This window comes from Candidatus Rhabdochlamydia porcellionis (assembly GCF_015356815.2).
GTDB classification, from domain to species: domain Bacteria; phylum Chlamydiota; class Chlamydiia; order Chlamydiales; family Rhabdochlamydiaceae; genus Rhabdochlamydia; species Rhabdochlamydia porcellionis.
This window is the reverse complement of sequence record NZ_CP075585.1, coordinates 646878-662004: the sequence shown is the minus strand read 5'-3', so window position 1 is coordinate 662004 and position 15127 is coordinate 646878. Positions and strand designations below refer to the sequence as shown.

At 34.8% G+C, this 15127-nt stretch carries 12 protein-coding genes; 7 read left to right on the top strand and 5 right to left on the bottom strand.

What is annotated here, in order from left to right; genetic code table 11:
* Position 1: 1 nt before the first annotated feature.
* The 3 genes from menA to RHAB15C_RS03045 are packed head-to-tail and all read left to right on the top strand — an operon-like array spanning position 2 to position 3175.
* Positions 2 to 871 carry a 1,4-dihydroxy-2-naphthoate octaprenyltransferase gene (gene menA / locus RHAB15C_RS03055; protein WP_194845707.1) on the top strand — a complete coding sequence of 290 codons (870 nt, stop codon included), beginning with the start codon at positions 2 to 4 and terminating at the stop codon, positions 869 to 871.
* Positions 829 to 1782: an enolase C-terminal domain-like protein gene (locus tag RHAB15C_RS03050; RefSeq protein WP_194845708.1), complete on the top strand. Its 954-nt coding sequence runs from the start codon at positions 829 to 831 to the stop codon at positions 1780 to 1782. The genes menA and RHAB15C_RS03050 overlap by 43 nt, the downstream gene beginning before the upstream one ends.
* Position 1783: 1 nt before the next feature.
* Entirely contained in the window at positions 1784 to 3175 is a 1392-nt protein-coding gene (locus RHAB15C_RS03045; RefSeq protein ID WP_246587619.1) for an AMP-binding protein, read from the top strand.
* Here the strand turns inward: RHAB15C_RS03045 and RHAB15C_RS03040 are convergent.
* Positions 3087 to 3524 (bottom strand): acyl-CoA thioesterase, encoded by a 438-nt coding sequence (locus RHAB15C_RS03040; protein WP_194845710.1) that lies wholly within the window; start codon positions 3522 to 3524, stop codon positions 3087 to 3089. The two genes, RHAB15C_RS03045 and RHAB15C_RS03040, sit on opposite strands and share 89 nt — an antisense overlap.
* Before the next feature lie 260 nt (positions 3525 to 3784).
* Between RHAB15C_RS03040 and RHAB15C_RS03035 the strand changes: the two genes are divergently transcribed.
* Positions 3785 to 5800: a TPR end-of-group domain-containing protein gene (locus tag RHAB15C_RS03035; RefSeq protein WP_194845711.1), complete on the top strand. Its 2016-nt coding sequence runs from the start codon at positions 3785 to 3787 to the stop codon at positions 5798 to 5800.
* 84 nt (positions 5801 to 5884) lie between these two features.
* Here the strand turns inward: RHAB15C_RS03035 and RHAB15C_RS03030 are convergent, their stop codons facing one another.
* Positions 5885 to 6604: a leucine-rich repeat domain-containing protein gene (locus RHAB15C_RS03030; RefSeq protein ID WP_194845712.1), complete on the bottom strand. Its 720-nt coding sequence runs from the start codon at positions 6602 to 6604 to the stop codon at positions 5885 to 5887.
* 426 nt (positions 6605 to 7030) lie between these two features.
* Here RHAB15C_RS03030 and yidC point away from each other — a divergent pair, with 426 nt between their 5' ends.
* Together yidC and RHAB15C_RS03020 are read left to right on the top strand one after the other, a co-directional pair.
* On the top strand, positions 7031 to 8896 hold the full coding sequence (gene yidC / locus RHAB15C_RS03025; RefSeq protein ID WP_194845713.1) for a membrane protein insertase YidC: 1866 nt from the start codon (positions 7031 to 7033) through the stop codon (positions 8894 to 8896).
* A gap of 77 nt (positions 8897 to 8973) precedes the next feature.
* Positions 8974 to 10386: a DnaA ATPase domain-containing protein gene (locus RHAB15C_RS03020; RefSeq protein ID WP_194845714.1), complete on the top strand. Its 1413-nt coding sequence runs from the start codon at positions 8974 to 8976 to the stop codon at positions 10384 to 10386.
* A gap of 4 nt (positions 10387 to 10390) precedes the next feature.
* Here the strand turns inward: RHAB15C_RS03020 and RHAB15C_RS03015 are convergent, their stop codons facing one another.
* On the bottom strand, positions 10391 to 10885 hold the full coding sequence (locus RHAB15C_RS03015) for a CesT family type III secretion system chaperone (RefSeq protein ID WP_194845715.1): 495 nt from the start codon (positions 10883 to 10885) through the stop codon (positions 10391 to 10393).
* 290 nt (positions 10886 to 11175) lie between these two features.
* Between RHAB15C_RS03015 and RHAB15C_RS03010 the strand changes: the two genes are divergently transcribed.
* The gene (locus RHAB15C_RS03010; protein ID WP_194845716.1) at positions 11176 to 13182 is read left to right on the top strand and encodes a glycogen debranching protein; all 2007 of its coding nucleotides are present in this window, start codon (positions 11176 to 11178) and stop codon (positions 13180 to 13182) included.
* A gap of 274 nt (positions 13183 to 13456) precedes the next feature.
* Here the strand turns inward: RHAB15C_RS03010 and hemW are convergent, their stop codons facing one another.
* Positions 13457 to 14611 (bottom strand): radical SAM family heme chaperone HemW, encoded by a 1155-nt coding sequence (gene hemW / locus RHAB15C_RS03005; protein WP_194845717.1) that lies wholly within the window; start codon positions 14609 to 14611, stop codon positions 13457 to 13459.
* On the bottom strand, positions 14583 to 15038 hold the full coding sequence (locus RHAB15C_RS03000; protein ID WP_350339546.1) for a hypothetical protein: 456 nt from the start codon (positions 15036 to 15038) through the stop codon (positions 14583 to 14585). The genes hemW and RHAB15C_RS03000 overlap by 29 nt, the downstream gene beginning before the upstream one ends.
* Positions 15039 to 15127: the final 89 nt, after the last annotated feature.

Sequence of the window (15127 nt, the reverse complement as noted above, 5' to 3'; positions counted from 1 at the left end):
TATGCACACGATTCAAATTTGGACATTAGCGGTTCGGCCTAACACTTTAATTGCTAGTATAAGCCCTGTTTTGATCGCAACAACGATGGCTATTAAAATTGGCAATTTTGATTGGCTGATTTTTCTTTGCACTATGTGCACTGCTTTAGGAATTCAAGTTACAACCAATTTAGCAAATGACTACTTTGATTACCTTAAAGGAGCTGATACTTATCAGCGCAAAGGATTCATGCGTGTTACTCAAGCAAAGCTCGTATCACATAAGGCTATGCGTCAAGCAATAATAATAAGCATGTTATTAACTCTTTTAAGCGGTATTTATTTAATGATCATTGGAAAAGCTCTTATTGCTTGTTTGCTAATTATTTCTTTATGTTTATCTATTTTATACACAGCAGGACCTTACCCTTTAGCCTATCTTGGGCTCGGTGAGCTTTTGGCGTTTATTTTTTTTGGTCCAATTGCGGTTAGCGGGGCGTATTATTTGCAAATAGGATCTCTACCCTTAGAAGCATTACTAGCTGGTATTGCTCCAGGAGCAATTTCTACTGCAATCTTGATAGTAAATAATGTAAGAGATATCAACGAAGATCGATTAGTCAACAAAAAAACTTTAGCTGCTCGTTTTGGTAAATCATTTGGTAAGTGGGAATATCTTTTTTGTTTATTAACAGCTTTTGGATCTTTATTTTTTTTCTATAATTCTCACCCGTTCGCTCTCTGTACGCTTTTATGCCTTCTACCAGCAGGCATGCTAGTAAAGACAATGTTCACACATAAAAGTCCTATGGAACTGAATCTTTTGTTGATAAAAACTGGTCAATTACTATGCTTATTCACAGCTCTTCTTTGCATAGGTTGGATGTTATAAGTTGGCGTATTTTTTGCTTTCAACTTACAAAAAAAGATAAATCCATTCGCCTAAGCCATCTTGTTTGTTTCAAAGATAGTAACCATCAAGAAGCATGGGCTGAGATTTCTCCTTTATCAGGTCGTAGTAAAGAGACAATAGATGAAGCTCTTTTACAATTAATGAACGTATTAAAAGGAAAAAAAACCTCTCATCTTTACCCCTCTGTTTCTTTTGCACTGGCAACAGCTCTTAAGCAATTCAGTTTCCCTACTATTCCTCTATGTGCTCTCTTATCGGGTTCTAAGCAAGAGATGATGCAGCAGGCACTATTGGCTGCAGACAAAGGATTTTCTTCTGTTAAAGTTAAGATTTCGCAACTTTCTTTAGAAGACGCCTTTGCTGTCCTTGATAACTTGCGCAAAACATTTTCTCTAAGAGTAGATGTAAACCAGCGCTTTAGTTTTCAAGAAGCTATGTATTTTTTTAGGCAATTTCCTCCCTTAGCATTTGATTTTATTGAAGAGCCTACTTGGGAAACCTCTCGATTAACTGATTTTTCTCATCCTTTTGGGTTAGATGAAACTTTAGAGAAAAACCCTGATTTTACTTTTGATAATCTATCCAACTGCAAGGCAGTCGTCGTAAAACCCATGATTCAAGGATTTTTCACCACCAAAAAACTCATGAAATGCTTAAAGAAAAAAAGAATAAAATTAATTTTTAGCAGCTCTTATGAGAGCGGTTTAGGATTAATGCAAATTGCTCGCTTAGCAACACAAACAAAGCTCTATCCTCTTGGTTTGGATACACAATCCTTATTTACTGAAGACATATTAACTCCCTTTCCCATTTTTTCTTCCCCTATCTGCTCTTGCCCTTTCCCTGTGCAGATACAAACACATCTATTACAAGAGATCTATTGTGGCTAAGATGCTCTGCCCTGTTGCTCTACAAGCAAAAGAGAACCCAATAGCTTTAGCTATTGAAACGACTTGGGACAGTTTATCTTATCAAGAATTAGATAAGCTTTTATCTTGTCTGGTAAACCACCTACTCTCTTTGGGAATCAGCAAAGGAGCAAGAATTGCTTTTGTTGCACCCACTACTCTCAAAACGGTTATTTTATTATTGGCTCTTTTGCGCATGGGTGCAATTGCCTGTCCAATAAATCCTAAATTTCCTCAAGCACAGATTGAGGGCCTAATCCAAAGATTTAAACCCTCTCATTTTATCAATCTAGATAGCCTTGTCTTTTATTCTAGTTCCTGCCTGATAGATCCTATAATTGATACAGATCAATTATTCACCTTTTTAGTAACTTCTGGATCTTCAGGTAAAAGTAAGATTGCTTGTCACACTTTTAAAAACTATCTAACCAGTGCTTTAGCCACACACTTAACACTTCAGCTATCTCAAAGTTCACGCTGGCTGCTATCACTGCCTTTATATCATGTTAGTGGTTTATCCATTTTAACACGCTGCATGACAATAGGAGCATGTATCGTACTAACAAACTCCAAATCCATCTGGGAAGAGATTATTCCTCGTAGAATTACCCATCTATCTTGTGTTCCGACCCAGCTATTTCGCTTAAAAGATCAAAAATGCAACCTCTCTCTTTTAAGCAAGCAGTTGCACTGTATCTTAGTTGGAGGAGCACATATGAGTCTTTCTTTACTCCACTCTGTAAAAGAGCTCCCTATTTTTTTTACCTATGGTATGACAGAAACAACTTCCATAACTACATTAGCAACAAAAGAAGAATCAAAGAGTGTAAAGATGGGCCGTCCAATAAGCTGTTGCGAAATCAAAATGACAACTGATTCTGAGATCCTAGTTAAAGGCAAAAACCTATTTCAAGGTTACTGGGATGGTTTCCAAATAAAACCACCTTCTTTGTGGTTTGCTACAAAAGATTTAGGTAAAATTTGTTTAGATAATCATCTTCATATAATAGGAAGAAAGGATCGTTTATTTATCTCAGGAGGAGAAAACATACAACCAGAAGAAATTGAACGGGCTCTTTGTTCTATTAAAGGAATTATTTCTGCTACAGTGCTACCTAAGCCAGATGAAGAATTTGGAAATCGTCCCATTGCCTTTATTGAGGATACTCAGCAAAGATCTTTTGCCCAAGTTTTTTTTGAATTACGCAAAATCCTTCCTTCTTTTAAATGTCCTGTAAGTCTCTGGCCTTATCCTAAACATCTAAAAAGCACCTCTGTAAAAACCTCTATTCCTCTTTTAAAGCAGCATTTAAGAAATCTTTTTCCCAAAGATGTCTTTCAAAACACTCTCTTAGCTTCAAAGGAAGAGGTGTAGCCTTTTTTGTAATGGAGTCTACACATACATGTACGATAACAACTCTACCTACTTCTTCCTGAGTTTTAAGATTAAATAAAAAATAAGATACGCTGAAAGAGGTATTTCCCAATTTCTTAATACCTAATATAATTTTTAATAGATCTCTTAATTGTAAAGGTTTTTTGTAATCAGCTTCTGCATGAACAATGGGCATTTCCATCTGGTTTAAAAAATGATCCTCATCTCTATTGATAAAGGTCAAAAATTCTTCAAAGGTCTCTAGAACAAGATTGAATTGCTCAGAAAAAAATAAATGCCCTGTCGCGTCTGTATTCCTCATACGGATTTGTGTTTGATACTCAAACATATTTTCTCATTAGTAAAAATTTGAATGCATTTTTTCATAAAAAGTTTTAAGATATCGATATAAACTAAAAAATTTTTTTAAGACTAATTTTTTTTTAGCTAAAAGCCTCATTATTAGCGATCAAATACAAATAAAAGCCCTTAAAAACCAATTAAAATTAGGTTATAGGATTGTCTAAAAAAAAAGCTATTTTTATAATTGCTATCACTTCCAAAAGAAGATATCTTAGTTAAGTAGATTTAAAAAGAGTAAAATATAAAATGAATCCACGCAATTTACAATCTTCCATCTTATTAAGCCAAAATCAATTACAATCAGAGCAAAGCGTTGCTACATCCCTACAAGCAAAGGGTGAACTTGCTCTACTTAACAAATATTTTGATAAAGGCTTAAGTTACTTTAATAAAGCTCTTTCCCTTGAACCTACTAATTTTAAACTATATTTTTCTCAAGGATTGTCCCTTTTCCAATTTGCTCAGGAAAAAGAACAAGAAAAACCACTCCTTTTAGCAAATAAACGTCTAAAAACAGCAGCTCAGCTTAGCCCAAATCATTTAGATACCTGGCAAGCTTGGAGCAGTGTACTCTGCACTCTAGGATTTACCTATAAAAACTTAAAATACTTTTTAGAAGCCCATGAGAAAATAACTCAAGCCATTGATCTTTGCCCTTTACAAAAGATAGATACTCTTGCTGACTTATATGCCGATTTAGGGTCTATTTTTTTACATATAGCTAGCCATTCCCAAGAACCAAATGATTTATATCATGCTATACAGGCCTTTGAAAAAGCAGCACATTTAAATAAAACATTACCTACTGATGTCTGGAAAGATTTTGGTCTAGCTTGCTATAAATTTGCAAACTTCGTAAATGAAGATCGTTTTTATTTCAAAGCAAATCAATGTTTCAAAAATGCTCTTTCTTTAGAGCCAGACTCTGCTTCTTTATGGCATTTATTAGCTCAAACCTTTTGTCAATTATACACGCAAACACATGATGAAGACCATTTCATCAAAGCAGATGAATATTTTGCTGCTGCTTCTCAAAGATCGCCAAAGTCCTTAGACATTTGGTTAAACTGGTCCTTGTTTCTATGTGAAACAGGTAAAAATCTTCCCGATGTTAAGAAATTGCGTCTATGTATTGAAAAATGTCATGAAGCACTTAACGTTGACCCAGATCATTTTTTAATCCAAGCAATCTGTGCTGAAGCTCTTAGTTTACTAGGAATGAATTTAGAACGCCTTGATCTCATTCACGAAGCTAATGAAAAAATGAGCCAGGTCATTGAACAAAAAGAAGATAGCCCCGATATTTGGCATTGTTACGGATCTTGTCTGCAATGTCTAGGCGCTTACTTTAAAGATATCGATTTTTATTACCAAGCAATTGAGAAATTCCAAATAGGGCTATCTATTGATCGTACATATCATCGTAACTGGCATGCAATTGCAAAAATTTATACAGCAATTGGAGAGCTAGAACAAGACGCCGATATTCTTCACTCTTCTTTTAAATTTTATAAAAAAGCTCTCTATTTGAAAAAATCTAATTTTTACTTATTTGACTACGCAGTTGCTTTAGCTAAACTTGGAGAAATGAAACATGAAAAATGCTATTTAGAAAAATCTATCGATTTATTTGAAAAAGCATTAATCATACAAAAAAATGCCATCTTTTTATACCCAGAATGGCTATTTCACTATGCGCGTGCACTAGACACTCTTGGAGATTTTTTTGAGGAAGAAAGCTATTATTTAAGATCTATCGAGATTTTTTCACAAATTTTAATGATCGATCCTAACTTATACGATGTACACCACCACTTAGCATTAGCACTTTCACACCTAGGAGAGCTTACTTCTAGTCGAGAATATCTTTATCGTGCTATCCATCATTATAGACTTGCCGTTAAGCAAGAAAATGAAAATGACACCGTGCTTTTAAATTTTGCTTTAACGTTAATCAATTTAAGCCAACATTTATATGACTCTGCTGAAATTGAACAACTCTACCGCGACGCAGAACAAAAGCTATTTACCGCAAGCCGTTTAGGCAACACTCAATCCTACTACCACCTCGCCTGTCTGTATTCCCTTTCCAATCAGATTGGACTTAGTATGCACTTTCTAGAAAAAGCGGTTAAAGCAGACTCTCTGCCTTCTATAGAAGAAATGCTCCAAGATGACTGGCTTGACAATATACGCACAACGCAGGATTTTCACGAATTTTTATCCCGTCTAGAAAATAGCCGTAATCTAGAAGAGTATTAAAGATACAAGACTTATTACAATTCTTTAATGTTTATCTCTTCTGAGCTCTATCAGACTTGCTCCTAGTTAACTAATCACACAGTTTTATGTGAATTGCATGAGTAATGACATTGGTTTTAATTTTTTTCTTGCTAATTCTATAAGTTTCTCTTCATAAATAGTAACAATTTTAGGGCCTGTAGTAGCTTTGTTTATCTTCTTTAGATCTTCTTTAGAAAGATTGCATCCTACCAGGTCAATTATGCATCTAGAAGGAAGGTTCCATACCTTCATCGGAAGGCTCAAGGAAAAATAGTTATAGCTAGCATCTAGTTGTAATAATGTTTGCAAGTCACCGAGAAGATCAGGCAGCATTGTAAAATTGTTATGACTAAGATTCAAATATTTCAATGTTGTCAAACAGGCAAAAGACTCCGGTAAGCCCGTAAGTTGATTGTGGCTAAGGTTCAATCTTGTCAATGCTTGTAGATTGCCAAAAGATTCAGGTAGAATTATAAGATTGTTGTAGCTTATGTCTAGCCGCGCTAGTTTACTCTTAAAAGGCTCAAAATGAAAAATGTCAGGCAAGGAAGTTAAATATAAGTCAGACAATAACAATTTATCTGTTTCTTGATTGTTATTGAAAAACTCAAAAATCCTTTGCTTCGCCTCTTCCAAACTTTCAACTGCATCTGTAGGACCATCTTTTACCCATTGATCTATAATTTTTTTTAATTCATTTCCATCTAAATTTTTTTTTGAGATTGATTCCTCTGATCCAATTCTGAGCATATGAAGGTCTTGATTAATTGAATGAATTGACATAACTTTCCCTGTGTTCTTGGATTAGTAAAAATTCATTTTAAATATACTCTATATTATTTTTAATAACCAACTAAAATCAAAGGAAATATTTTATATATATTTCATTAAGAAGATTGAAAACTCTGCTTTGCGTGCTCCATCAAGATGATAGCTTGTTTAACTCAAGGCTTTCAGCTCAAAAATCATCAACTTTATCAAAAAGCATTCTCAGCAGCTATTTTTCTATTATACCGTTTAAGTTTTGTGTATAAAAATTCCAAATTAACTATAGGAAAATTCAATTTAGTATAATATTTTTTCTTGGCTAAAGAAATGCAATCTTAGTTTATCTTTAGTTTAAATCTTTTTCTGTGTTAGGATTCTTTTCAGGCCAACTCTAACTGGTTAGTAAACACTCACTCCTATGCAAATTAAGGTTATTGCTTCATGAATAAACGTTCTTTTCTTTTTGTATTGATTTTAACAGTAGGATTTTTTTTCCTTAATCAATGGCTTTTCCCACCTAAAAAACCTTCAATTACCACTGAGACTCAAAAATTTCATGTAGAACCAGTAATTGAAACAAAACCAATTACAACCGATACTTTTAACCAACAACAGCAACAATTCTTTGTCCTAGAAAATGCTTACCAACAGTTGGTTTTTTCTAATATAGGTGGAGCTATTTCTGAGATTAATCTTGCTCTGTACAGTAAAAAAGATTCTCAAACACCCGTGCGTCCTATTGCTTTTGATCGGATCATTGAAAAAAACTTTCCGCAAAATAGTCATTTTCCTAACTTTCCTTATTTTACTAGTGATAAGAAAGCTGGAGAAAAAACCAACAAGCCAACTGTAGGTGGATACTACCCTTTATTAAGACGTACTCTATTCAATGCACAAGATATCCCTGTTTCTTTTGTGGAACCTAAATTTTACGCTTTGAATATTGTGTCTTCGGATATGAATTTAGCTACTCAGCCCTATCATTTAAAAAAATTAGAAAAAGATCTTATTGAGTTCGAACTCGTTCAACCCAATCGTAGAATCACAAAAGTGTTTTCCTTTTCTAAAGATCCAAGTTTATCTCCTTACTGCATTGAGGTAATGATTAAAATAGATGGAGATACACGTGGTTTATGGTTAACTACGGGAGTTCCAGAGGTAGAACTTATCTCAGGAAACGCTGCTCCTACGTTAAAATATCGAATGCTTAGAGGTTCTAAAAAAGCACAAATAGAACAGCTATCTCTACCTAAAAATGAAATAATGAACTCCATACCAGCGGATTGGATTTGTAATTCTAACGGATTTTTGGGATTGATTCTCGATCCTTTAATAGCAGAGGGAAGCTCATTTCGTGCGCAAATGATCCCTGGGATACAAATTCCTACTCGTCTTTCTTTAATTAATCCAGAATATCAACCTTATCCCCCTGAAAAATACCCAGGTTATGAAATGCAGATACCTCTGCATGAACAAATAAGCCATTTCCGCTTGTATGCAGGTCCTTTCGAAGATGACCTCTTAAATAAGGTTGATCAAACATATGCTAATCCCGCTAAAGGATATAACCCGGGTTATATTGGAGCTTTAAGTTTTCATGGATGGTTTACATTCATTTCAGAGCCTTTTGCTAAATTTCTATTTTTAGTCATGAAGTTTTTTTATCGAATAACCTCATCCTGGGGAATTTCGATCATTTTATTAACCCTTGTATTGCGTATTATGCTCTATCCGCTTAATGCTTGGTCTATTAATTCTTCTTTAAAGATGAGCCAAATAGCTCCTCAAGTAACCGCTATTCAAGAGAAATACAAAAAAGACCCCAAACGCGCTCAAATGGAAGTTATGAGCCTCTATCGAGAAAAAGGGGTTAACCCATTAATGGGTTGCTTTCCTTTGTTAATTCAATTGCCTTTTTTAATTGGAATGTTTGACTTATTAAAATCTACTTTTGAATTAAGAGGTGCAAGTTTCATTCCTGGATGGATTGATAACTTAACAGCACCAGATGTGCTTTTCAACTGGGGTTATCCCCTTCCTTTTTTTGGTTCCAGTTTCCACCTTCTACCTTTTTTATTAGGTTTTATCATGTGGGTACAACAACGTTTTACCTCTATGAATACAAAAGCCACTGCTGCTCTTACAGATCAACAGAAGCAACAAAAAATGATGGGTAATATCATGACTGTTGTTTTTACTGTAATGTTTTATCACTTCCCTTCAGGATTAAATCTTTACTGGTTATCTTCAATGGGACTTGGCATATTGCAGCAATGGTTTATGATGCGTAAAATGAAAAAGGTATAAAAGCTTTAGGCAGCAGTAGGCCAAAATTAAGCCTCCTGCTACTTTTATGATTTCACCTATTGTCACATGTGGTATCCATGCAAGCTTGGGAAGAATTTTTAAAAAAGCAAGAAGATCTATTAGGAAAACAAACAGTAAATCAATGGTTACGATCGCTTAAAATCCTACATTTTGATGCAACTAATCTCTATCTAGAAGCAGCTGATGCATTTCATATGTTGTGGTTTGAAGAACATATGCGCCCCTTGATTAGAACACACTTACTGAATAACAACTCACGAACAATTAAAGTTCATCTTTATGTTCCAGATAATGCTGTAAATAAAAAAAAAGAGAAAACTCAGCAACCTACTGCGTTTTCTCCTATTGCAGATAAATTAGACCCTATAGCTACTCTAGCAAATTTTATTTCAGCTAAATCCAATGAAATAGTTATGCGTCTATGTTATGAACTAACAGGAGTAGATCCTATTTCTTTACAATTTACCTCTACTCCTAATTTAGCCGCCTGCAATCCGATTTTTCTTTGGGGAAAGGCAGGCACAGGTAAAACCCATTTGTTAATGGCTTTAACCCATCTTTTTTGCCAAAGAGGATTTAAAGCCTTATTTGTCCGCGCTGAAACATTTACCGAACATGTCATTTCTGCTATTCGCTCTTCAGAAATGCAAAAATTTAGAGAAATCTATCGCCATCTGGATGCATTATTAATAGACGATATTCATCTTTTTATGCGTAAAGATGCAACACAGGAAGAGCTTTTTCACCTCTTTAATACTCTGCACTTATCGAATAAACAAATTGTTCTAAGTTCTAATACCCCTCCTTCTCAGCTAGAAGAAATTGAGCCACGGCTTATTTCAAGGTTTGAGTGGGGTATTGTATTACAATTAAGCGAGCTTACAGAAATAGAACGTAAGAAGTTACTTGCTCATTGTTGTAAAATAAGAAATTTTCCTTTAGCAGAAAGAGTATGCTCCTTCCTAGTTCAGACGTTTTCCAATAATCATTCTTTATTACGTGCCTTTGAGGCTTTGTTATTGCGCATATATTTAAAGGATAAAAATTTTAAGCCAGATAAATTGCAGCTAGGACAAGCAGAAACCATTCTTTCTGACCTCATTGAATTTGAACAAAAAAAAACCTTGAATAAAGACACTATTCTATTGGCAGTAGCTTCTTACTTTGATATAACCTCTACAGAGATTATAGGAAAATCGCAAAGCCAACGGCATACCTTTCCAAGGCAAATTTCTATATACTTATGTAGAACCATTCTTAAATTATCTTTTACACAAATTGGAAAGATATTTTCCCGCGACCATTCAACAGCAGTCACAGCAGTAAAACAAATTAAAACAAAATTGGAAAATAAAGATAAAGAATTACAAGATGCCTTAAAGCAAATTGAAGCCATTGCAATGGCTTCTTTAGATAAAGAAGTCACTATTCCGGACGTTTTAACAAACGATCGGAATAGTGACCACTAATTTATTAAATCTTAATAAACCTTTCTCCGGGTTTTCCCCCTAAAGGGTTTGCTGGAGGTGGAAGATCTTTTTTTGTATCTCGACCCTCGCAAATATCTTTTGCACGGGTTCTCCACTTCTCTACAGACTCAACAAATAAAGGGGCATAACGGCATAATGCAGATGCATCAGCCCCTATACCCATTTCTATAACAGCATGCATTAAAATTAATTCTTCAGGAACAGCAACTCCTACACCTCCTCCTGCCATTTGACCTCCTAACATCGCCCCTTCAAGAAGAGCTTCGTATAAGTTTGATCGAATTGCGGGATCCTTAGGTAGACCATCTAAGATCGGTGAGTATAAATACAAACGATCAGAATTTGGCTCGTATGTAAGATGGAGAGAAAAGGTATTATCAATCCCTAGTATACATGTGTGATTTTCATCAAATGCCAACTCTAGATTGAGTTCTTTCCCGAATTCCTTTAAATTTGCCTTGGCATTTTCCAATGACATTGAATCGTCCTCCTACAGTTCTCTAATGTTCATCCTTAATTATAAATCGCCTTTGCTTTTAAAACGAGCACAACCTTAAAAAATAATACTACTATTTTGGGAAAAATGACAGCACAAGATCTATAGCTTTAATTTATTGACAATAGATCTTTTACGTCAAGAGCTGTCTGTTTATAAAAAATCACTTAATCCTTGCAAATTCCCTTAAAAAGGGCAATTAAAAAATTAAATTAACGAATTGATTTGAAAGTTTTTTTAAGCTAATCTACAAATTTAAGTGAGATTATAAGATGAAAGACCTTGTACTCGAAAAAGGCTCTGCCTATCCTCTAGGTGCAAATCGATGCATAGAAGGGATAAATTTCTCTCTTTTTTCATCAACAGCTACTCAAGTCATTTTACACATATTTTCTTCAAACGCATCCGATTCCACTTATCAAGTTATATTTGATCCTCAAAAAAATAAAACCGGATCTATTTGGCATGTACTTATTAAAAACCTATCAGAAGATATAGAATGGGAATACGGTTATCAATTAGATGGGGATAATCAAGACCCAAAAAACCACTTTTGCCCTAATATAATTTTATTGGATCCTTATAGTAGATATTTAAACACAAATAATCAATGGGGGGTAAAACAAAAACCTTTAAGAGGCAAACTCTATCCCTCTTCTTCTTTTAATTGGGAGCAAGACACTCCTCCTAAAATTCCCATGGAACAATTGATCATTTATGAAATGCATGTTCGCTCTTTTACAAGAGACCCTTCAAGCTCCAGTAAAGCACCCGGTACTTTCTCAGCCATCAAAGAGAAAATCAAACATCTCAAAGAATTGGGAATCAATGCTGTTGAACTAATGCCTATCTTTGAATTTGATGAATGTGAATTACATCGAAATCAACCTGTAGCAGAAAAACCTCTTTATAATGTTTGGGGTTATTCTACATGTAGTTTTTTCTCTCTCATGAACCGTTATAGCAAAGAAGCAAGCCAATCTTCCAATGAATTTAAGGATCTTGTAAAAGCGCTTCACAAGGAAGGAATCGAAGTGATCTTAGATGTGGTATATAACCATACAGCAGAAGGAGGGACAAGAGATCCTTGTTTTTCTTTTGCAGGAATCGATAATAATACCTATTACATGCTAACGCCAAACGCTGAATATTTAAATTTTTCAGGCACGGGTAACACATTTAATGTAAACAATCCTGTTGTCATAGAGTTTATCATTGATTCATTGCGTTATTTTGTAACAGAAATGCATGTCGACGGTTTTAGATTTGATTTAGCCTCTTGTTTTAACCGAGATGAAGAAGGGTCTCTTCTTACAGATCCTTTATCTATTCGCGCTATTACAAAAGACCCTATTCTCTCACATGTAAAGCTAATTGCAGAACCTTGGGATGCAGGCGGGTTATACCAAGTAGGAGCCTTTCCTAGTAGTTGGGCTGAATGGAATGGAAAGTATCGCGATGTCGTTAGACGCTTTATTAAAGGAAGTGATGACGTAGCTGGGGAGTTTGCTAATGCCATCTGTGGATCAGAAGATTTATATGGAAACTCTAAAAACCCTTATTGTAGTATCAATTTTATCACTTCGCATGATGGTTTTACCTTGCATGATTTGGTTAGCTATCAAGAAAAACATAATTTAGATAATAAGGAAGAAAACCGTGATGGGAATTCTAACAATGATAGTTGGAACTGTGGTGTAGAAGGAACAACCGATAAGCCAGAAATTCTTTTCTTGCGTCTAAAGCAAATGCGTAATTTAATTACAGCTCTTCTTGTCTCTCTTGGTACCCCTATGCTTCTAATGGGTGATGAATACGCTCATACTCGTTTTGGCAATAATAATGCTTATTGCCAAGATAATAAATTAAACTGGTTCTTATGGGATAAGTTGATAGAAAATCAAGAATTCTATCGTTTTTATAAACTTATGATCGCTTTTCGTAAAACTCATGCTCCTCTTTTACAACGCAGCTCTTTTTTAACTTCAGATGACATGCAGTGGCATGGTCATCAACCTCTACAACCCAACTGGGGTTCAGAAAGTCGTTTTATTGCTTATACACTAAAAAGTAAAAATAGCGAAGATCTCTACATCGCTTTTAATGCACATTTTGAACCCGCTTCCATCGTGCTGCCTTTGCCTCCTCAAAGCAAAAATTGGCATCGTATCGTTGATACTTCACTGATCTCCCCTAAAGAGTTTTCCGAGCATCCGGAACAAGCCTTTTCACCTTATACAATGAGTCCTTATTCTACTTTTATAGCTAAAAGTCTTTAATAAAAACAGTTTCTAAATAATTAATTTACATTTTATTAAAAATATCACAGTTGATTAAAAGGTTCTTAAAATGCTATTAGAAGTAGTTTAAGCTGCTTTATTGCTTAAATGAAATTGCAGACAACAGAAGGATCTTTTTAAAATTTGAGAAACACGAAAGAATAATAATTTAAAAAAAGTAATACCCTCGTGTTGTAACAATTTTTGAGAAAATTCTGTATGCTTTCTGGTAACAGTTTATCTTAAGAGATAAGCTGTTACCTAGAAACATAAACTAAATGAGCTCTGCAGCAACACTATCGTAGAATAACATTCCTTTGTCTGTTAAAAATAGATGGTCTTTATCACGAGATAACCATTTTTCTTTTACTATCAATCTTTCACAAATCTCTAAAAAATCACTGGGTAAAGATCCGTGCATTTGTTCAAAAGTAGCTATATTTACCCCTTTACAAAGACGTAGTTGAATCACAAAAAGCTCATAGAGATTGTGAGGAAAAGCTAACTGCTCAGAAAAACCAATCGGATCTTGCTGAGTTTCAAGCAAATTACAATATTGATTAAAATGAGAAAGGTTTGAAAACCGTCTTTTTTCCCAATAGCTAAAAGCAGAAGGTCCATAACCCAAAAAAGGGCGCCCAAGCCAATAACCAATATTATGCAGAGAATAAGCCTTTGATTTTGCAAAAGCAGAGATTTCATAGCGCTCAAAACCTATTTCTTTTAAACTCTCTACAGCTTCTTGCAACATAGGAAGACATTCTTCTGGAGAAGGAACTAATTTTTGTAGTTGTTGTTTTTTTTGATAAAAAACCGTCTGTTGCTCAAAGGTAAGATTATAAAGAGATAGATGTTTGATAGGCAAATCACGTAATTGGTTTAAAGTTTTCCTCCAAGAAGACGGTGTCTGATTAGGTAGCTCAAACATCAAATCAATCGAGAGATTATCAAAACCCGCTAGATAGGCTGCTTGAATTGCGACAATTGATTGCTTTGCTGTATGGCCTCTACCTAAGGAGATCAATTCATTGTCATTAAAAGACTGCACTCCAAAACTGATTCGGTTAAATGATAAATCCTTGAGTGCTAGCAAAAGTTCCTGATTTATATCCTCTGGATTCGCTTCAATGGTCATTTCACAGTCAGCAGTTACTTTACTAGATAAAATAATCGTGACCATTCTCCTTAAATAAGTTAAAGATAGTCGAGTAGGCGTACCTCCTCCAAAATAAATAGAAACAATCTGTTTATCTTTTAGAAAAGGGCTTTTTAGCTGCCATTCTTGCAAGAAAGCAGCTAAAAATTTCTTTTGAAAAGATTCTTTATCTGAAATAACAAAAAAATGACAATAAGGACACTTCTTAGAGCAAAAAGGAATATGTATATAAAGACTAACCTGATTACCAGTCATTAGCATCGGGATCTTCAAAAACTCCTCTTTTCCAACGATTACGGTCAGAAAACGGATCTTCTTCTTCTGCTCCAGCGTCATCGCCATATTCATCCGCACTACTAGCATCTTCTCCAGATGCGGTAGTATCAAGATCAAAAGGCTCTGTTTCCATATCAAAACCCGTTTCAGTAAATCCTTCTTCTCCAATATCTACATCAGGCAAGCTATGGGGTTCATGCACATTTTGACGTCCAGTTTGACGCTTTGGCAGAGTAAATTCTTCCATTTCTCCACTTTCTTTAAGAAAGCGTAGTCTTTGTTTTTCCTCTTCAACCTTATCCTGAAGCATTTTAATTTCTTCTTTGTGCTTGCCTAAATCTTTTTTAGGAACTAAACCCAGCTTTAACCAATGCTCTAAATCGTGAAGTTCCGTTTCCAGTTTTTTTAATCGCTCACTTTTAATATTCATGCTCTTTCCTCATTATGGCCGGGAATCATACCTATTTCACTCTATCCGGTTATAGAGTGACTATTTACTTTAGCTCTTTTTTT